This window comes from Faecalibacterium sp. Marseille-Q4137, assembly GCF_017377535.1.
GTDB classification, from domain to species: Bacteria; Bacillota; Clostridia; order Oscillospirales; family Ruminococcaceae; genus Faecalibacterium; species Faecalibacterium duncaniae.
In genome coordinates, this window is sequence record NZ_JAFREK010000026.1 from 23,209 (window position 1) to 43,582 (window position 20,374).

Consider the following 20,374-nt stretch of genomic DNA (forward strand, 5'->3'; position numbering starts at 1 on the left):
AAATCAAAAAAGCCGCCCTCCCCTGCGTTCAGGGAAAGGCGGCTCATGGATTGATTCAGTTCCGGGCAGACAGAGTTTTACTGCTGGTTTGCTGCAGCCAGCTCAGCGGCAACAGCCTCGTCGCGCTCCTGCTCACGGCGCTTCAGATCCTCACGCACCTCCGGCAGACCGGTACCGGCGGGGATCAGCTTACCGATGATGACGTTCTCCTTCAGGCCGGCCAGCGGGTCAACCTTGCCCTTGATGGCGGCTTCGGTCAGGACACGGGTGGTCTCCTGGAAGGATGCGGCAGACAGGAAGGACTCGTTTGCCAGGGCAGCCTTGGTGATGCCCAGCAGCACCTGCTGATACTCGACCAGCTTGATGCCCTCTTCACCGTCATCAATGCGCTTCTGCAGCTCGGCGTTGATGTTCTCAACTTCCAGACGGTTTGCCAGTGCACCGCCGATCAGGTCGGAGGAGCCGGAGTCGGTCACGCGGACCTTGCGGCACATCTGGCGGACGATGACCTCGATATGCTTATCATTGATCTCAACGCCCTGCAGACGGTAGACCTTCTGGACCTCGCTGATCAGGTAGTTCTGCACATCGCTCAGACCCTTGATGGCCAGGATATCCTGGGGATACAGGACACCTTCGCGGGTGATGATGTCGCCCTTCTCCACACGATCGCCGGGCATGACACGTGCATGCTGGGTGAAGGGGATGGAGTAGCTCTTCACCACCTCGGCACCGTTCTCGTCCTTACCGGTGACCTTGATGACGACATTCTTCTTGGTGTCATCCTGAGAGACAACACCGGAGATCTCGCTCATAATGGCCATGCTCTTGGGACGGCGGCTCTCGAACAGCTCTTCAACACGGGGAAGACCCTGGGTAATATCCTCAGCAGATGCAATACCGCCGGTATGGAAGGTACGCATGGTCAGCTGGGTACCGGGCTCGCCGATGGACTCTGCTGCGATGACACCGATGGACTCGCCCAGCTGGACGGGCTCACCGTTTGCCATATCGCTGCCGTAGCAGTGTGCGCAGACACCCACCTTGGCGCGGCAGGTCAGCAGGCTGCGGATCTTCAGCTTGGTGATGCCTGCAGCCTCGATGTCGTTGGCATCGTACAGGTCGATCATCTTGCCCTCGGGCACGATGACCTCGCCGGTGACGGGGTTGATGACATCGCCCACGGCGTAACGACCGATGATACGCTCACGGAAGCTCTCGATCTTCTCCTTGCCCTCGTGGATCTCAGAGACCCACAGGCCGTCGGTGGTGCCGCAGTCGATCTCACGGACGATGACCTCCTGAGAGACATCGACCATGCGGCGGGTCAGGTAGCCGGAGTCAGCGGTACGCAGAGCGGTATCGGCCAGACCCTTACGAGCGCCACGGGCAGAAACGAAATATTCCAGAATGTTCAGACCTTCGCGGTAGTTTGCACGAATGGGCATCTCGATGGTCTTACCTGCGGTGTTGGCCAGCAGGCCGCGCATGCCGGCCAGCTGCTTGATCTGGTTCATAGAACCACGCGCACCGGAATCAGCCATCATAAAGATCTCGTTGTCCTTGGGCAGGTTGGCTGCCAGCGCCTTGGAGACCTTATCGGTGGTTGCCTGCCAGATGTTGATGGTCTGGGTGTAACGCTCGTTCTCAGAGATCAGGCCGCGGTTGAACAGCTTGTTGACCTGAGAGACCTGCTTATCCGCGTCAGCGATCAGCTCGTCCTTCTGCGGAGGAATGACAGCGTCACACACAGCAACAGAGATTGCAGACAGGGTGGAGTACTTATAGCCCTGAGCCTTGATGGAGTCCAGCATCTTTGCGCAGGCACGGGTGCCATTGCGGGTCATGCAGCGGGAAATGATGTCGGGCAGGGTCTTTTTAGTCACGCGGAAGCTGACCTCATACTCCAGCCAGTGCTCCGGGTCGGTGCGGTCGATATAACCCAGGTTCTGAGGAACGGGGTTATTGAAGATGATCCGGCCGACGGTGGCATCCACCAGACCGGTGCGCTCCACACCATCAATGACCATGGTGCGGCGGACCTTGATGGGAGCGTGCAGGGTCACAACGTGCTCTGCATAGGCCATCAGGGCCTCGTTCTCATCACGGAAGATCTTGCCTGCACCCTCTTCGTTCTCACGAACGGTGGTCAGGTAGTAGCTGCCCAGGATCATATCCTGAGTAGGAACGGTAACAGGTGCGCCGTCAGAGGGCTTCAGCAGGTTGCCGGAAGCCAGCATCAGCATCTTGGCCTCGCGGCAGGCATCCTCGCCCAGGGGCAGATGAACTGCCATCTGGTCACCGTCGAAGTCGGCGTTGAATGCGGTACATGCCAGGGGGTGCAGCTTGATGGCACGGCCCTCGACCAGCACGGGGTTGAAGGCCTGAATGCCCAGACGGTGCAGAGTAGGTGCACGGTTCAGCAGGACCGGGTGGCCCTTGATCACGGTCTCCAGGCTGTCCCAGACCTCGGGCTTTGCACGCTCGACCATCTTACGGGCAGACTTGATGTTGTTGGCAACACCCTTCTCGACCAGATCCTTCATCACGAAGGGCTTGAACAGCTCCAGAGCCATCTCCTTGGGCAGACCGCACTGATCCATCTTCAGCTCAGGGCCGACGACGATAACGGAACGGCCGGAGTAGTCAACACGCTTGCCCAGCAGGTTCTGGCGGAAGCGGCCCTGCTTGCCCTTCAGCAGATCGGACAGGCTCTTCAGGGCACGGTTGTTGGGGCCGGTGACCGGGCGGCCGCGGCGGCCGTTGTCGATCAGGCTGTCAACTGCTTCCTGCAGCATCCGCTTCTCGTTGCGCACGATGATGTCGGGAGCACCCAGCTCCAGCAGGCGGCGCAGACGGTTGTTGCGGTTGATCACGCGGCGGTACAGATCGTTCAGGTCGGAGGTGGCAAAACGGCCGCCGTCCAGCTGGACCATGGGGCGCAGATCGGGGGGCAGCACGGGCAGCACGTCCATGACCATCCACTCGGGGCGGTTGCCGGAAATGCGGAATGCCTCAACGACCTCCAGACGCTTCAGGATGCGGACCTTCTTCTGGCCGGAGGACTTTTCCACCTCAGCGGTCAGCTCAGCGCTCAGCTGATCCAGATCGATCTCCTTCAGCAGCTCCTGGATGGCCTCAGCACCCATGGATGCCTCAAACTCATCGCCGTAGCGCTCACGCATCTCACGGTATTCCTTCTCGGTCAGCAGCTGCTTCTTTTCCAGCGGGGTCAGACCGGGATCGGTAACGATATAGCTTGCAAAGTACAGGACCTTCTCCAGCAGGCGGGGGCTGATGTCCAGCATCAGGCCAATGCGGCTGGGGATGCCCTTGAAGTACCAGATGTGGCTGACGGGCGCGGCCAGCTCAATGTGGCCCATGCGCTCACGACGAACCTTTGCCTTGGTGACCTCGACACCGCAGCGATCGCAGATCTTGCCCTTGTAGCGGATGCGCTTGTACTTGCCGCAGTGGCACTCCCAGTCCTTGGTAGGTCCAAAAATGCGCTCGCAGTACAGGCCGTCGCGCTCCGGCTTCAGGGTGCGGTAGTTGATGGTCTCAGGCTTCTTGACCTCGCCGTAGCTCCAGTTGCGGATCTGCTCCGGAGAAGCCAGGCCGATTTTAATGGAATCGAAAACGTTGTTTTCCATGAAACGAACCCTTTCTTAATCTCTAGTTAAAAATCCACTTCGTCGGAAGCGGGAGCCGCACTGCCGGAGTTGTCATCTTCCAGCACAGAAGGATCATCGAAGCCTGCGTCAGCATCCTTGATGGTGTAATCGTTCAGCAGCTCATTCTCGTTGGTAACAGTCTCGGAACCTGCAACATCACGCATATCAAAGCCGGTCTCTTCGTCGTCGAAGTTCTGGCGCATATCGATCTCGTTGCCATCCTTGTCCTGGACCACAACGTCCATACCCAGAGACTGCAGCTCCTTCAGCATAACGCGGAAGGACTCGGGGATGCCGGGCTGCGGGATGGGTTCGCCCTTGACAATGGCCTCGTAGGTCTTGACACGGCCCTCAACGTCATCGGACTTGACGGTCAGGATCTCCTGCAGGGTGTAAGCGGCACCGTAAGCTTCCAGAGCCCAGACTTCCATCTCGCCGAAGCGCTGACCGCCGAACTGAGCCTTGCCGCCCAGAGGCTGCTGAGTGACCAGAGAGTAGGGGCCGGTGGAACGGGCATGGATCTTATCATCGACCAGGTGATGCAGCTTGAGGTAGTACATATAACCAACGGTAACGCGGTTATCGAACTTCTCGCCGGTACGGCCATCGTAAACGGTGGTCTTGCCATCACGGTCCAGCTCGATCTTGGAGAAGTCGATGATGTGGCCCTTCTCACCCATGATCTTGGGCAGCTTGGTGGGATATGCGGGAGCATTCTCACCGTGCCACAGCTCACGGGCGGTATCGAAGGTATCGCCGATGTCGTTCTCACGCGCGGAATCGAACACGGGGGTCATAACCTTGATGCCGCATGCCTTGGCAGCGTAGCCCAGGTTGACTTCCAGCACCTGACCGATGTTCATACGGGAAGGAACGCCCAGGGGGTTCAGCACGATGTCCAGCGGGGTGCCGTCGGGCAGGTAAGGCATATCCTCCTGCGGCAGGATGCGGGAAACGACACCCTTGTTGCCGTGACGGCCTGCCATCTTATCGCCGACGCTGATCTTACGCTTCTGAGCGATGTAGCAGCGGACGACCTCGCGGACACCGGGCTGCAGCTCATCGCTGTTTTCAGGAGTAAAGACCTTGACATCCACGATGATGCCGTACTCGCCGTGGGGCACACGCAGAGAGGTATCACGGACTTCGCGGGCCTTCTCGCCAAAGATGGCGCGGAGCAGGCGCTCCTCAGCGGTCAGCTCGGTCTCACCCTTCGGGGTGACCTTGCCGACCAGGATGTCGCCGCTCTTGACCTCGGCACCGATGCGGATGATGCCGCGCTCGTCCAGATCCTTCAGGGCATCCTCGGAGACGTTGGGGATATCACGGGTGATCTCCTCAGGTCCGAGCTTGGTGTCACGGGACTCGGTCTCGTACTCTTCAATATGGATCGAGGTGTACACATCCTCGCGGACGATCTTCTCGTTCAGCAGGACAGCGTCCTCGTAGTTGTAGCCCTCCCAGGTCATAAAGCCGATCAGGGCGTTCTTACCCAGAGAGATCTCACCGTTGCGCATTGCGGGGCCGTCGGCCAGCACCTGACCGGCCTTGACGCTCTCGCCAACTTCAACGATGGGGCGCTGGTTGATGCAGGTGCCTGCGTTGGAGCGGGCAAACTTGACCAGCGGGTAATTGTCCACGCCGCCCTGTGCATTGCGGACGGTGACGTGGTCGGCATCCATCTTCTCAACGATACCGTCGTTCTTTGCCAGAACAGCGGTGCCGGAGTCGGTGGCAGCCTTGTATTCCATACCGGTAGCCACGATGGGCTGCTGGGTGACCATCAGAGGCACTGCCTGACGCTGCATGTTGGAGCCCATCAGAGCACGGTTACAGTCATCGTTCTCCAGGAAGGGGATGCAGGCGGTCGCAACAGAGACCATCATTCGGGGCGAAACGTCCATATAATCGACCTTATCGGCATCGATTTCCAGGATGTCATCGCGGCGGCGGGCAGAAACGCGGGGACGGATGAAGTGCTTGGTCTCATCCAGAGGCTCGTTGGCCTGAGCAACAACGTACTCATCCTCAACGTCAGCGGTCATATACTCAACTTCATCGGTAACGACCTGATCGATCAGCTTGCCGTTTTCGTCGTAAGTCTTTTTGACCTTGCGGTAGGGAGCCTCAACGAAGCCGTACTCGTTGATCTTGGCGTAGGATGCCAGATAGGAGATCAGACCGATGTTGGGGCCTTCAGGGGTCTCAATGGGGCACATACGGCCATAGTGGCTGTAGTGAACGTCACGGACCTCGAAACCTGCGCGGTCACGGCTCAGACCGCCAGGGCCCAGAGCAGACAGACGGCGCTTGTGGGTCAGCTCGGCCAGAGGGTTGTTCTGGTCCATGAACTGAGACAGCGGAGAGGAGCCGAAGAACTCCTTGATGGCGGCGACCACAGGACGGATGTTGATCAGTGCCTGCGGGGTGATAACGCTCTGATCCTGGCTCTGCAGGGTCATGCGCTCACGGATGACGCGCTCCATGCGGGAGAAGCCGATGCGGAACTGGTTCTGCAGCAGCTCACCAACGCTGCGGATGCGGCGGTTGCCCAGATGGTCGATATCATCGGTGGTGCCAACGCCGTGGCCCAGACCGTTCAGGTAGTTGATGGAGGACAGGATGTCCTTCACGGTGACGGTGCGGCCGATCAGCTGGTCATGGTTGCGGCGGAGCATTTCCTTCTGCTCCTCCACATCAGAGGTGGTGTCGAGGATCTTCTTGATCTCATCAAAGGAGCAGCGCTCGTTGATGCCGCACTCCTTGACATCAAAGGAGAAGAAGCCCTGTGCGTCCACACAGCCGTTGGTGATGACCTTAACCTTCTTGCCCTCGATGCTCAGAATAACGGTATCCACACCGGCGGCATCTGCCTTCTCGGCCAGCTCGCGGGTGATCTTGCCATTGGCCTCAACGATGATCTCGCCGGTCAGGGGAGCAACGATGTTCTCAGCGGCAACAAAGCCGGTGATGCGGCGGGCCAGAGACAGCTTCTTGTTCATCTTGTAGCGGCCGAAACGAGACAGGTCGTAGCGGCGCGGATCGAAGAACAGCATATTGATCTGGTTGGTAGCGGACTCCACCGTGGGGGGCTCGCCGGGGCGCAGCTTGCGGTAGACCTCCAGCAGGCCCTCGTCCTGGTTCTTGGTGGTGTCCTTCTCCAGAGTGGCCAGGATGCGCTCATCCTCGCCAAAGAAGTTCAGGATCTCCTCATCAGAGGAAAGGCCCAGCGCACGGCACAGCACGGTGACGGGCAGCTTGCGGTTCTTATCGATACGGACATAGAACACGTTGGAGGCATCGGTCTCGTACTCCAGCCATGCACCGCGGTTGGGGTTCATGGTTGCGCTGTACAGGTCGTTGCCCACCTTATCTTTGGCATCTCCGTAGAATACGCCGGGAGAACGGACCAGCTGGCTGACGATGGCACGCTCAGCACCGTTGATCACAAAGGTGCCCGCATCGGTCATCAGCGGGAAGTCGCCCATGAAAATTTCCTGGTCCTTGACCTCGCCGGTCTCCTTGTTCAGCAGACGGGCAGTCACGCGCAGGGGGGCAGCGTAGGTCACGTCGCGCTCCTTGCACTCCTTGATGCTGTACTTGGGCTCCTTATCCAGACGGAAGTCCACGAAGCTCAGCGCCAGGTTACCGGTGTAGTCCTCAATGGTGCCGATGTCGTGGAAGACCTCTTTCAGGCCCTCGTCCAGGAACCACTGATAAGAGTTCTTCTGGACCTCGATCAGGTTCGGCATACTGATGACTTCGTCGATGTGGGAGAAGCTCATGCGCTCGGTTTTGCCGAGCTTTACGGGCTTGACTTTCATCATAAAATCAACCACTCCTTACTTTTATACTCTACGGATATTGCGTTATACGGGTCAGATTTGAGCACACACACATAAATCGACCCGTATCCTCCAAGGAAGTTCGTCGCTTTTCACAAACTTTTCGGTCAACACCGTCCAGCCGCTTCCAGTACAGCTCCCTTTTTGGCGCACTAGGCCATTATGTGATACTAATGCAGTATACACCTCAAAAGCCTTGCTGTCAAGCCATTTTTCGCATTTTGGCCCAATATTTTTGTCAAGCCCGCGATTTCATGGTACGCACGGACGCGTGTAGGCTTTGCGCATTTTGGCTCTTGATTTTTGAGTTTTGCACGTTCTCACCAAAAACACCCTTGTGCATTTTGTACACCTTGGCTCTTGATGCGTGCTCTCCCCTGCCCATGCAAAAAGCACCGCAGCTGCCTGCGGTGCCCTTATGTGCTCATTCTTCCAGATAATCCCGCAGGCGCTTTGCGCGGCTGGGATGGCGCAGCTTGCGCAGAGCCTTGGCCTCGATCTGCCGGATGCGTTCCCGGGTCACGTTGAATTCCTTTCCCAGCTCTTCCAGGGTGCGGGCCTGCCCGTCCTCCAGCCCGAAGCGCAGGGTCAGCACCCGCTCCTCCCGGGGTGTCAGGCTCTTGAGGACGTTTGCCAGCTCCCGCCGCAGCAGTTCCCGCCCGGCCTCGTCCACCGGAACGCCTGCTTCCTCATCCTGAATAAAATCCTCCAGGTGGGCATCCTCTTCCTCGCCCACCGGTGTTTCCAGGCTGATGGGGTCCTGCGCCAGCTGCAGCAGCTCCCGCACCCGGTCAGGCTCCATGTCCAGCCGGACGGCGATTTCTTCGGCTGTGGGTTCCCTGCCGTTTTTGCGCAGAAGCTCCCCTGTCGTCTTTTTCACCCGGTTGATGCTCTCCACCAGATGCACCGGGATGCGGATGACCCGCCCCTGATCGGCAATGGCCCGGGTGATGGACTGTCGGATCCACCATGTCGCGTAGGTCGAGAACCGGAACCCCCGGTCAGGTTCAAACTTCTCCGCCGCCTTCATCAGGCCGAGGTTCCCTTCCTGAATGAGGTCAAGGAAGGGCAGCCCCCGCCCGGCATAGCGCTTGGCCACCGAGACCACCAGCCGCAGGTTGGCTTCGCTCAGTTTCCGCCGGGCATCCGCATCCCCGGCCTGCGCGGCCCGGGCAAGCTCCAGCTCCTGTTCCATTGTCAGCAGCGGCACCCGGCCGATCTCCTTCAGATATGCCTTCACCGGGTCATCCAGCGCTACGCCCTCGGCTGAGAGCTCGTGCTCCAGTTCCCCGATCTGTGTTTCATCCAGCATGGGCATGTCCGCTTCTTCTTCGGTTACACGGATGCCCCGGGCTTCCAGCGCCGCATACAGCGCATCCAGCCCGGATACATCGTATTCCTGCTCATCCATGGCCCGGCTGATCTGATCGGGTGTCAGGGTATGGCGGCGGGCCCGGCCTGCCAGGATCTTTACCAGTTCTTCCGTCTGCGACAATTTCCGCATGATTCTTTCTCCTTCCAGCTCCAGCCGGAGGAGAGGAACGGTCAGTCGTCCGCAGGGTCTGTGCCCTGCTTCTTTTCTCGCATCGACTGGAGATACCGTATCAAATCATCATTGGACATTTCGGCCGCCTTGCCTGCCACGGGGGTGCCCCGGGCAATGCGGTCCAGATAGAGCCGGATATCGTCCGGCGTACAGTTCACATCGCTGTATTGTGCCGCAAGGCGGCTCAGCTCATTCAGCGCCTCTTCGCTCACAAAGGGGCGCAGGGTGGAAAGGCTGATTTCGATTCCCTGCTCCTGGCACTGCAGAAACGCTTCGTACAGCTCCTTCTGCTGGGGCAGAACGAACTTTTCCGGGCTGAGCTGGGCCCGCACCTGCGGGATATAGCTGGGCTCCCGGAGCATGGCGGCCAGCAGCCGCTGTTCTGCCGAGGCAACTCCCAGCGCCTGAGAGCCGCCCGCACTGTAAGGCACGCTGATCTGGTGCATCTCACCAGACTGCAGCCGTGCCTGATTCTGCGCCCACCGGCGCTTACTGTTGGAGCGCTTTACCGCATCGGCAAGCTGGGTCATAATGGCGTTCTTGGAGATGTTCGTCTCCTCAGCCAGCCGCCCGGCGTAGACCTCCTGCTCGGTGGGGTTGGAGCGCTCCGCCAGCATATTCACGGCTTCCTTGACATATTCCAGCCGCTGGGCATCCTGCTTAAGGTCGTATTTGTTCTTGAGTCGCCCCAGCCGGAAGTCCAGCGCGTTGCCCACGCCGTCCAGCAGTGCCTTGAACCGCTCGGAGCCATACTTTTTGATGTACTCATCCGGATCTTTTGCACCCGGGATCTGCAGCACGCCCACCTTGACCGGACTGTTGCGGAACAGTTCCAGCGAGCGCAGGGTGGCCTTCTGACCGGCCTCATCCGAGTCGTAGCTCAGGATGACTTCCTCCGCGTACTGGCTGATGAGCTTTACCTGATCCGGAGTCAGGGCCGTGCCGCAGGCGCAGACTGCTGTGTCGATCCCCGCCTGATGCATGGAAATAACGTCCATGTAACCCTCGCAGAGAACGAACCGCCGGGAAGCACTCTTCTTGGCGATCTGCAGAGCGAACACGGTATCTGACTTGTGATAGACCAGTGTCTCGGGGCTGTTGACGTACTTGGGTTTGGAATCGTCCAGCACACGCCCGCCAAAGGCAATGATGTTGCCACGCAGGTCAAAGATGGGGGTCATCACCCGCTTCCAGAACAGGCAGTAGATCCGGCCTGACTGGCTGCGCTTGAACAGGCCGCTGGCATCCAGCTCCTGCTGGTTGTACCCCTTATCGCGCAGATACTGGTACAGTCCCTGCCCGTCATCCGGTGCATAGCCCAGCCCGAACCGGACGATGGTCTTGTCGTCCAGACCGCGCCGCCGCCAGTAGGCCCGGGCCTGCCGGGCTTCCTCGACCGTGGAATTCAGGCAGGCGTGGAAGTACCGCGCGGCTTCCTTGTTCATGGAAAGGATGCGGCTGCGCAGGCGGCCCGTCTTGTCGTCCTCCTGCGGTTCCGGCATTCCCGCGCGGGCAGCCAGCATCTTGACCGCCTCGGTGTAGTCGATGCTGTTGATGCGGCGGACGAAGTGGATGACATCGCCGCCCACACCGCAGCCAAAGCAGTAAAAGCTCTGGGTGTCCGGGTAGACGTAGAACGAGGGGGTCTTTTCGCTGTGGAAGGGGCACAGGCCGCCATACAGCCGCCCCTTCCGCTTGAGCTGGACATAGTTGCCCACCACATCCACGATATCGGTGCGGCGGGTCAGTTCCTCAATATATTCGTGTGGAATCATTTTGGTATTCCGATGCTCCTTTTATAACACATGCCACTTGCGGGGTACAAAGACATCCTCAAAGGTACGGATGGCAAATTCATCGCTCATGCCGCTGATATAGTCCGTCACTGCGCGGTCGCGTCCTTCCTGATAGGCCAGCTGCAGGTAGAAGTTGGACATCTGTTCGATGTGGGTCAGGTAATACTCGTACAGCTCGGTGAGCACCTTTTCCACCTTCTGTTCTTCCTTTTTGGCGCTGCGATCCACATAGACGGTGCGGTACATGAAATCCTTGAGGGCCAGGAAGGCTTCGTTCTCCTCTGCGCCCACCTGCACATCCCCCTCGCTGCTGCGCAGGATGCTGTTGATCATGGTGGTGATGCGCTGAGACTTCGTCTCACCCAGCACGGCGGTGCATTCTCTGGGCAGGGTGGCCGGGTCCAGCACACCGGCACGCACGGCATCCTCGATATCGTGGTTCACAAAAGCGATCTGATCCGCCATGCGGACGATGCGTCCCTCCGGGGCGGCCGCCCAGGTGCCCTTGGTATGGGTCACGATGCCGTTGCGCACCTCCCAAGTCAGGTTCAGGCCCCTGCCGTCCTTTTCCAGCTTGTCCACCACTCGCAGGCTCTGCATATAATGCCGGAATCCCTCCGGGCAGAGCTTGTCCAGTGCGCTCTCCCCTGCGTGGCCAAAGGGCGTGTGCCCCAGGTCATGGGCCAGGCTGATGGCCTCGGTCAGATCCTCGTTGAGACGCAGGGCGCGGGCAATGGTGCGGGCGATCTGCGCCACCTCCAGTGTGTGGGTGAGCCGGGTGCGGTAGAGGTCGCCCTCCGGTGAGAGAAATACCTGCGTTTTCTGCTTGAGCCGCCGGAACGCCTTGCAGTGGATGATCCGGTCCCGGTCCCGCTGGAACACCGGACGGATAGGGTCCTGCTCTTCGGGCCTCACCCGGCCCCGGCTGGCATCGCTGAATGTTGCCCAGGGGGACAAGGTCAGCCGCTCGATCTCTTCGGTGCGCTGTCGTACATCCATCAGGAACCCTCACTTTCTGTTTTCTCCCCCTCCTCTCGCACGGCGCAGCCGATTCCCATGCCGCGTCTGCGGCAAGTATAGCACACCCGCCCTGTCGAAGGGGGAAAGTTTTTGTCTTGGAACGAATAAAATTTCTCGATCTTGCTGCCGCTCGCCAGCCTTCCCCGCAGGGAAGTCTGTGTCATAACGGCTGGCAGTCAGCTTTCAGGTCAGAATGGAGCGTAGAACGGCTGCGATACGCTCACCTGTGCAGCGCCCCGGGTCAGCTCCCGGAGCTGCTCCAGCAAGGGCGGCTCCGTACCCTCAGGCATCTGCCAGCGCAGTGTGACACGGTCGGTGAACTGAGGGTCTGCAAGCTTTGCCCCCGCCGCCTGGATGAGCAGCGCCGCCCGCTCGTAGAGCGAGTAGTCCACCGTCACTTCCAGCTCCACCACACTGCGTACCGTGACCACTTCGGCAGCTTCCAACGCGCGGGCGGTGGCGGTGGTATAGGCCCGCACCAGGCCGCCGGTGCCCAGCAGCACGCCGCCAAAGTACCGGGTAACGACCACGATGAGGTCAGTCAATCCGCTGTGCTGCAGCACTTCCAGTGCCGGAGTTCCCGCCGTCTTGGCCGGTTCACCGTCATCGGAGTAGCGCTCCCGGTTGCCCTCCCGCAGGCGGTAGGCATAGACATTGTGCCGGGCCGTGCGGTTGGCTGCCCGCACCTGCTCCAAAAAGGCCACCGCCTTTTCCTCGCTGTCCGCAAAGGAGAGCTGCGCAATAAAGCGGCTCTTCTTTTCCTCATATTCGCCGGTGGCCGTGCCCCGGATGGTGCGGTAATCCTCCACGCTGGTTCCTCCTGCCCATTGATTTGATTTAATAAGTATAGCATAAATCCCGGCAAAGAAAAAGCCTGCAGCCGCAAGGCTTAAGAGTAACATGTACATCTTATTGTCAGAATTCTGCATCATACAAAACTTTCTATTGACAGCCTGAAATCTTTACTTTATCGTAGGCGATGATGCAGAAAAACCTCTTGACAGCGGAAACATTTTTGATTATAGTAGAACTAACGAATATTAGTTAGCGAAGGGCAAAGAAAAATGGAAGATACCAAGCAGCGCATTCTGGAAAAATCTCTGGAACTGTTTTCGACCAAAGGATACGATGCGGTCAGCGTGGGTGAAATTGCAAAAGCGGTCGGCATCAAGGCTCCCTCGCTGTATAACCACTTCCCCAGCAAGCAGGCGATTTTCGATGCGATTTTGGAAACAACTTCGGCGCACTACCAGAAAGACACCGCTGAGATCTCGGTCCATGTACAGGATTCCCAAAAGGATATCCCGGTTTTCTCCCACATCTCAGAGGAGCTGCTGGTTGAAAAAGTCCGACAGATCTTCCTTTATTCGCTGCACGATAAAACCATCAGCCAGTTCCGCCGGATGATGACGCTGGAGCAGTTCCGTTCCCCCAAATTTGCCGAACTGCTTTCCAAACGCTATGTAGATTGGATGATCTCCTACCATGCAGGCATCTTCCGTGCGCTGGTTGCCAACGGCGAACTGCGAAACGAAGACCCGGATACGCTGGCATGGATGTATGTCTCCCCTATCATCGTCCTGCTGAGCATCTGCGACCGCCAGCCGGAACGGGAAGCTGAAAGCCTTGCAAAACTGGATGCCCATGTAAAGCTGTTCTTCCGTACCTTTAACATTGTGGGAGGTGAAAAATAGCGGTAAGTCGCAGCCACAAACAAAAAGGCCGCTGTGTCGGAGAAGCGCTCTGCGGCACAGCGGCTTTTTTGCAACTTAGGAGGGATTGCAAGATGGATTATATCAGAGTTACCAGAGAAAACATCGACAAGGAACATATCTGTTGTGCCATGTCCGGCAAACAGAGCCTTGCCAAGAAGGAATGGCTCAAGCAGCGCTTTGAGGAGGGGCTTGTTTTTTACCGCAGTGCAGAGCGCGGCAAATGCTTTATCGAGTACATCCCGGCAGAAAACGCATGGGTGCCCATTGATGCGGCAGGCTGGCTTTATATCAACTGCCTGTGGGTCTCCGGCTCCATGAAGGGGCACGGCTATTCCAGCGAACTGCTGGAAGAATGCCTTCGGGATGCCAAGGCGCAGGGCAAAAACGGTGTTTGCATTCTGTGTGCAGAGGGGCGCAAACGGGAGTTTCTCGCTGACCCCAAGTTTTTGACCCATAAGGGCTTCAAGGTTTCGGACATCTCCGATTGTGGCATCAACCTCATGTACCTGCCCCTTGCAGAGAGTGCCCAGCCGCCAAAATTCAAGGTCTGCGCCAAACATCCCAAGGTGGAGGAGGACGGTTTTGTCCTTTACTATACCGACCAGTGCCCTTACACCTATTATTGGGTGCCAAAGGTGCAGGAGGCTGCAAAGGAACATGGAATCCCGTTCAAAACCATCCACATCACAGAGAAAGAGACGGCACAAAATGTACCCGCACCGGTCACAACATATGCATTGTTCCGGGATGGGAAGTTTGTGACCCAGAGCATCCAGTCGGACAAGAAATTTTTGAAATTGGCAGGCGCAGCGGATTGAACAATTCAGGAATCTTTCTCATTTTCAGTAGATTCTTCCAGATTCTTTCGGTACTGTGCCGGACTGACACCATACTCTTTCTTGAATACCCGGCTAAAATAGAGTGGGTTATCATACCCTACGATCTCTGCAATTTCTCCAATATTGTATTCGGTGTTTTCCAATAAGCTTTGTGCATTTACCATCCGAAGGGACAGGATGTATTGTGCAGGGCTTATTTTCATGTACTGCTTAAAATTACGGATAAACCAGTTCGTACTGATATGCAGCGATTCCGCGTAATCGTCCACACTGACCTTTGTATTATAATTCTCGTTAAAGTAGGCAACGGCGGCTTCGATTTCTTCGGGGATGCTTGTAGTTGTTTTCTCGCTTTCCTGCTGTTGCCTGCTTACTAAAAACAGAATGATGTTGAAGAGAGAAGCAATATAGTCTTCATAGCCATATTCACATTGTTGCAGTTCCCGGATGATCTTTCGGAACAGCATTTTGTAATCCGGCAGTGTGCCGCTGTAAAAAACGTGCTTGTCCAAGGGTATTCCGTGATAGTTCAGGATGTTTTTGACATCATATCCTGTAAAGTGAATCCAGAACACCTCTGGATGATCTTCTACATAGTAGACATACTTCTGGATTTCTTTCGGCTGATAAAGCACCATGTGTCCAGAAGTCACCACTTCCTCAACACCATCGAACCAGAAGTGTGCTTTACCAGATGCCACATAGAGGATTTGATAGTCTCTGCGACCCTTTGCCCAAAAAGTAGGCAGCTTCGGGCGTTTTTTCAAGCGATAAGTGCCACAACTGCCTACGACCAGCGGCTTTGAGTAGTCTTTGAAATCCAAACGGGAGTTGTTCAAATATCCTGAGTTGAAATACATCCCTGCGTCCTCCTCATCTTCAGAGATTTTACAGTGATTTGGGAAATGTTCTATCAAAAAATCACAAACTCTTTGATTTTGTGCATATTTTGTTCCATCTTGTCTATATCTTTCCGTTCCATTAGATTCTATAATATTTTCAGACGAAACGCAAGAGATTTGGGCAACTTGCGTAATGAGAATTCCAGTCTGAAGTGCGCAGCAGATTGGTCGCGCCCACACAAAACAAGCAAGATGGGAGAAAGCACAATGACTGGGAAACGTTATCTAAAGTGGTATAATAAAGTCGGCTATGGTTCAGGCGATATTGCAGGCAACGTGGTGTATGCATTCCTGTCCTCCTTCGTCATGATCTATCTGACCAACACCGTTGGCCTGAACCCCGGTATTGTCGGCACTCTGATTGCAGTTTCCAAACTGCTGGACGGTGTGACGGACATTTTCTTTGGTTCTTTGATTGACAAAACGCATTCTAAGATGGGCAAAGCCCGTCCTTGGATGCTGTACGGCTACATTGGCTGTGCCATTACGCTGGTGGCAATTTTCGCCATCCCGACCAATCTGGGACAGTTTGCACAGTACGCATGGTTCCTGATCGCATATACTCTGCTGAACGCTGTATTCTACACTGCCAACAACATTGCTTACTCTGCACTGACTGCTCTCGTCACGAAGAACAGTGCCGAACAGGTCGAGATGGGTTCTTGGCGTTTCATGTTCGCCTTTGCCACCAGCCTGCTCATCCAGTCCATCACGCTGGGTGCTGTTACGGCATTGGGCGGTGGTGCTGCCGGTTGGCGCACTGTTGCAATCATCTACGCCATCATCGGTCTGCTTGTCAACACCCTCTCCGTTTTCTCCGTGAAGGAACTGCCAGAAGGCGAATTGGTGGATACCACCGACAAAAAGGAAATCGAGCAGGACGAAAAGTACAATCTGGTTCAGGCTGCAAAGCTGCTTGCTGGCAACAAATATTATATGATGATTTGCGTCACCTACATTTTGCAGCAGATCTACGGTGCCATGATCAGCATGGGCACCTACTATGCAACCTACATCCTTGGCAACCAGAATCTGTTCGGTGTATTCTCTTGGGCAATCAACATTCCTCTGATCATCGCACTGGTGTTCACCCCGACCTTGGTTGCAAAGTGGAATGGAATGTATAAGCTGAATGTAATGAGCTATACTCTGGCAACGATTTCTCGTGCACTGGTTGCTGTAGCTGGTTACATGGGCAGCGGCAATGTGACCTTGATGCTGCTCTTTACTGCAATCGCAGCTCTTGGTCAGGGTCCTTGGCAGGGCGATATGAACGCTGCGATTGCTGCTTGCTCTGAATATACTTGGCTGACGAAACATAAGCGCGTGGATGGCACGATGTACTCCTGCACTTCTCTCGGTGTGAAGCTGGGCGGCGGTCTGGGTACTGCCATCACCGGCTGGCTGCTGGCAGCAAGCCATTTCGATAGTGCGCTGGCTGTCCAGCCCGAATCCTGCATCTCGATGCTGAAGATCATGTATCTGGTGATTCCGTTTGCTCTGGATGCCATCATCACCTTCATTCTCTCTCGTATGAAGGTCGAAGAAGCAAATGAAAAACTGCGTGCAGCAGTCTGATAACAAGCCATTATCATTTCTCCTTCATCTGCTGTTCCCCGGAGGAATCCAACGATTCCTCCGGGGAGGCTGGAGAAATATTATAAAATTATAAAAGGTAAATGAGGAAATACTATGGCTGCATTTGATTTTGCAAAAGTAAAAGATCCCACCTTTTTCAAGGAAAACGTGCTGAATGCTCATGCAAGTTTCCGTACTTACGCTTCCCGCGAAGAATATCTGGCAGGAGAATCTTCGCTTGCGCTGAAGCTGGACGGTATCTGGAAATTCGCCTACGCAAAGAACTACACCAGTGCCATCCCCGGCTTTGAAAAGACAGATTACGATTGCAGCGGCTGGGATGACATTCATGTTCCGGCACACATCCAGATGGAGGGCTACGACATTCCCCAGTACGCGAATGTTCAGTATCCGTGGGATGGCCGTGAAGAAGTACAGCCGGGCGAGATTCCGCAGCGGTTCAATCCGGTGGCAAGCTATGTAAAATACTTCGAGCTGCCGGAATCCATGCAGGGCAAGCCCGTCCACATCGAGTTCGAGGGTGTGGAAAGCGGCATGGCTCTTTGGCTGAACGGGTCTTATGTGGGTTACACCGAGGACAGCTTCTCCGCACACGCATTCGATCTGACTCCCTATCTCCAGCCGGGCGTGAACAAACTTGCCGTGCAGGTGTTCAAGTGGACTTCCTCCAGCTGGTGCGAAGATCAGGACTTCTTCCGCTTCTCCGGCATCTTCCGCAGCGTGTGGCTGTACGCCATCCCCACCGTGCATCTGGAAGATATATCCGTCAAAACGCTGTTTGCCGGGGATGATTTTACTCATTCCACGCTGGAAGTTGCATTGCAGGTGGAGGGTAAGGGCGCAGCCCGTCTGACCCTGCGCCGCAGTGAACTGGAAGTGTTCTCCGAGAAAATCCCGCTGAACGGCGGTTCTGCGCTGTTCAGCCATGCGGTGGAGAACCCCCACCTGTGGAGTGCAGAGGACCCGGCTCTGTATGAACTGGAAATCGAGCTGCTGGACGATGCAGGCCATCTGGTAGAGGTGACTGGGCAGAAAGTCGGTTTCCGCAAGTTCGAGCTGAAGAACAATCGGATGCTGCTCAACGGCAAGCGCATCGTGTTCAAGGGTGCCAACCGTCATGAGTTCAGCTCCATTACGGGTCGTGCTGTGGGCGTACACACCCATGAGGAACTGCTTCGGGATATCATCACCATGAAGCAGAACAACATCAATGCCATCCGCACCAGCCATTACCAGAATCAGGATGCACTGTACGACCTGTGCGACGAGTATGGTCTGTATCTGATCGCAGAGAACAATCTGGAATCCCATGGCACATGGGACATCCATCAGGCGGGCATTCGCGGCATCGAGGGCGTTTTGCCCAATGATAAGCCGGAGTGGAAAGCTGTCTTGTTTGACCGCATAAATTCCACTTACCAGCGTGACAAAAATCATCCTGCTGTTCTGATTTGGTCTCTGGGCAACGAATCGTTTGGCGGTGAGACCCTGCTTCAGATGGCAGAGATGGTCCGCCGCTTTGATGACACCCGTCTGGTGCATTACGAAGGTGTGGTCAATGATCCCCGCTTCCTCGAAACCACCGATATCGAGAGCCATATGTACAGCACTGTGAAGGACATTAAAGAGTATCTGGCACAGGGCGATAAGCGGCCTTATATCGAGTGCGAATACTCTCATGCTATGGGCAACTCCAACGGTGCTTTGCACAAGTACACGGAACTTGCCGACCAGAAGGACTGCGGCTATCAGGGCGGCTTTATCTGGGATTACATCGACCAGTCTATCTGGAAAAAAGACCGCTACGGCAGGTGGTTTCAAGCCTACGGCGGCGACTTCGGCGAGCGTCCTACCGACTATAATTTCAGCGGAAACGGCATTGCCTACGGTGGTGATCGTGCTCCTTCTCCCAAGATGCAGGAGGTCAAGTTCTGCTATCAGAACATCGCCGTTTCCATCGACAATTCTGGCTTTGAAGTCTGGAATAAGAACCTGTTCACCTCTACGGATGCTTTCGACTGCGTTGCTCTGCTGCATCGTGATGGAAAGCTGTATCAGCAGCAGAAACTGACCCATATTGATGTTGCTCCCGAAGAGCGTTCCAGCTTCCCGCTGCCGTTTATGGTTCCTGCGCTCCCCGGTGAATATGCAGTGACCATCAGCTTCCGTTTGAAGGAGGACACCAGCTGGGCAAAGAAGGGCCATGAAGTCGCCTTTGGACAGGGTGTGATCGCTGTGGTTCGTTCCATTCCCAGCAAGAAGGTCACGCCGTTTACCGTTACGCACGGTACACACAACATCGGTGTCCGGGGTGAGAATTTCGATGTTTTGTTCTCCGATCTGAACGGCGGTCTGACTTCCTACCGCTATGCCGGCAAGGAGATGATTCAGGAGATCCCCCGGCCCAACTTCTGGCGCGCTCCCACCGACAACGACTGCGGCAACAACATGGGCGGCGTTCGCGGTCAGTGGAAGCTGGCAAGCCTGTACGCTACCGCCAAGGGCATCGGCAAGGAGATTCCGTCTGTTCATGGCGGCACCATCCTCCAGAACCCCACCTGCGAGGTGGAAGCCGACAGCGTGGTCGTGACCTATCTCTATAACCTCCAGACCACCCCCGCAGCAGAGTGCAGCCTGCAGTACCGTGTGTTCGGTGATGGCCGCATCCAGACCACCCTGCACTATGACCCGGTGGAAGGACTTGCAGCAATGCCGGAGTTCGGCGTACTGTTCAAGATCGACGCTGACTACGACACGGTGGAGTGGTACGGAAACGGCCCTGCGGAGACCTACTGGGATCGTCAGCATGGTGCAAAGCTGGGCATTTACCAGAACAAGGTCGCAGACAACATGGCACAGTACCTTGTGCCGCAGGAGTGCGGTGCAAAGACCGCTGTGCGCTGGGCAAAGGTAGTGGACCGCAAGGGTCGCGGGCTGCTGTTTACCGCAGATGCCGCAAAGCCCATGTTCTTCTCTGCGCTGCCCTACACTCCCCATGAAATGGAGAGTGCCAAGCATCCCTACGAACTGCCCCCGGTCCATTACACGGTGATTCGTGCCATGGGTGAGCAGATGGGCGTTGGCGGCGATGACAGCTGGGGTGCCAATGTCCACCCGGAGTATATTCCTGATGTGACCAAGCCTGTGGAGTTCACCTTTACGTTCCGTGGCATCTGACCCTCGTTATTAAGACACCTTCGCGTTGAGATAAGGACATCCCTGCATGAGATTTCTATCAAAAGTGAGGGTGTCTTTTTTGGCATTCCAAAATCTCAATTCCTGACGCCACTATTTATAAGCAGTGCTTTGCTCTATATAAGCAGCGTTGCTATGTCAAAATAACCGTATTCAGTTTTTGTTCAGAGCATTTCTTTGAATGGTTCTCCAAACTTTCTTTAACGTATTGAAGTATACAAATTTTTAGGATATAAAAAAATC

At 56.1% G+C, this 20,374-nt stretch carries 11 protein-coding genes; 4 read left to right on the plus strand and 7 right to left on the minus strand.

What is annotated here, in order from left to right:
* Nucleotides 1-77: 77 nt before the first annotated feature.
* The 6 genes from rpoC to J3353_RS10985 form a co-directional block, all read right to left on the minus strand.
* Nucleotides 78-3,653 carry a DNA-directed RNA polymerase subunit beta' gene (rpoC, locus tag J3353_RS10960; protein WP_097773653.1) on the minus strand — a complete coding sequence of 1,192 codons (3,576 nt, stop codon included), beginning with the start codon at nt 3,651-3,653 and terminating at the stop codon, nt 78-80.
* Nucleotides 3,654-3,679: 26 nt separating this feature from the next.
* Complete coding sequence (locus J3353_RS10965) at nt 3,680-7,501, minus strand: DNA-directed RNA polymerase subunit beta (protein WP_207684849.1); 3,822 nt, start codon at nt 7,499-7,501, stop codon at nt 3,680-3,682.
* Between the two features lie 442 nt (nt 7,502-7,943).
* Nucleotides 7,944-9,023, minus strand: a complete 1,080-nt coding sequence (gene rpoD / locus J3353_RS10970; RefSeq protein ID WP_304999672.1) for an RNA polymerase sigma factor RpoD — start codon at nt 9,021-9,023, stop codon at nt 7,944-7,946.
* A 41-nt stretch (nt 9,024-9,064) separates the two neighbouring features.
* Nucleotides 9,065-10,840 (minus strand): DNA primase, encoded by a 1,776-nt coding sequence (gene dnaG / locus J3353_RS10975; protein WP_005930570.1) that lies wholly within the window; start codon nt 10,838-10,840, stop codon nt 9,065-9,067.
* Nucleotides 10,841-10,861: 21 nt separating this feature from the next.
* Nucleotides 10,862-11,860, minus strand: coding sequence for a deoxyguanosinetriphosphate triphosphohydrolase (locus tag J3353_RS10980; protein ID WP_207684850.1), 999 nt, complete (start codon nt 11,858-11,860; stop codon nt 10,862-10,864).
* 209 nt (nt 11,861-12,069) lie between these two features.
* A complete protein-coding gene (locus tag J3353_RS10985) occupies nt 12,070-12,690 on the minus strand; it encodes a YigZ family protein (RefSeq protein ID WP_156065492.1) in 621 nt (206 codons plus the stop codon).
* A 255-nt stretch (nt 12,691-12,945) separates the two neighbouring features.
* Between J3353_RS10985 and J3353_RS10990 the strand changes: the two genes are divergently transcribed.
* Together J3353_RS10990 and J3353_RS10995 are read left to right on the plus strand one after the other, a co-directional pair.
* Nucleotides 12,946-13,575 carry a TetR/AcrR family transcriptional regulator gene (locus J3353_RS10990; RefSeq protein ID WP_156058325.1) on the plus strand — a complete coding sequence of 210 codons (630 nt, stop codon included), beginning with the start codon at nt 12,946-12,948 and terminating at the stop codon, nt 13,573-13,575.
* Between the two features lie 92 nt (nt 13,576-13,667).
* Complete coding sequence (locus J3353_RS10995; RefSeq protein WP_156058326.1) at nt 13,668-14,414, plus strand: N-acetyltransferase; 747 nt, start codon at nt 13,668-13,670, stop codon at nt 14,412-14,414.
* Between the two features lie 5 nt (nt 14,415-14,419).
* On the opposite strand, the gene J3353_RS11000 is transcribed toward J3353_RS10995, so the two are convergent.
* Entirely contained in the window at nt 14,420-15,295 is an 876-nt protein-coding gene (locus J3353_RS11000; RefSeq protein ID WP_156060743.1) for an AraC family transcriptional regulator, read from the minus strand.
* A 249-nt stretch (nt 15,296-15,544) separates the two neighbouring features.
* On the opposite strand from J3353_RS11000, the gene J3353_RS11005 reads away from it, so the two are divergent.
* Nucleotides 15,545-16,915: an MFS transporter gene (locus J3353_RS11005; RefSeq protein ID WP_156060741.1), complete on the plus strand. Its 1,371-nt coding sequence runs from the start codon at nt 15,545-15,547 to the stop codon at nt 16,913-16,915.
* A 114-nt stretch (nt 16,916-17,029) separates the two neighbouring features.
* A complete protein-coding gene (locus J3353_RS11010; RefSeq protein WP_156060739.1) occupies nt 17,030-20,113 on the plus strand; it encodes a glycoside hydrolase family 2 TIM barrel-domain containing protein in 3,084 nt (1,027 codons plus the stop codon).
* Nucleotides 20,114-20,374 lie beyond the last annotated feature (261 nt).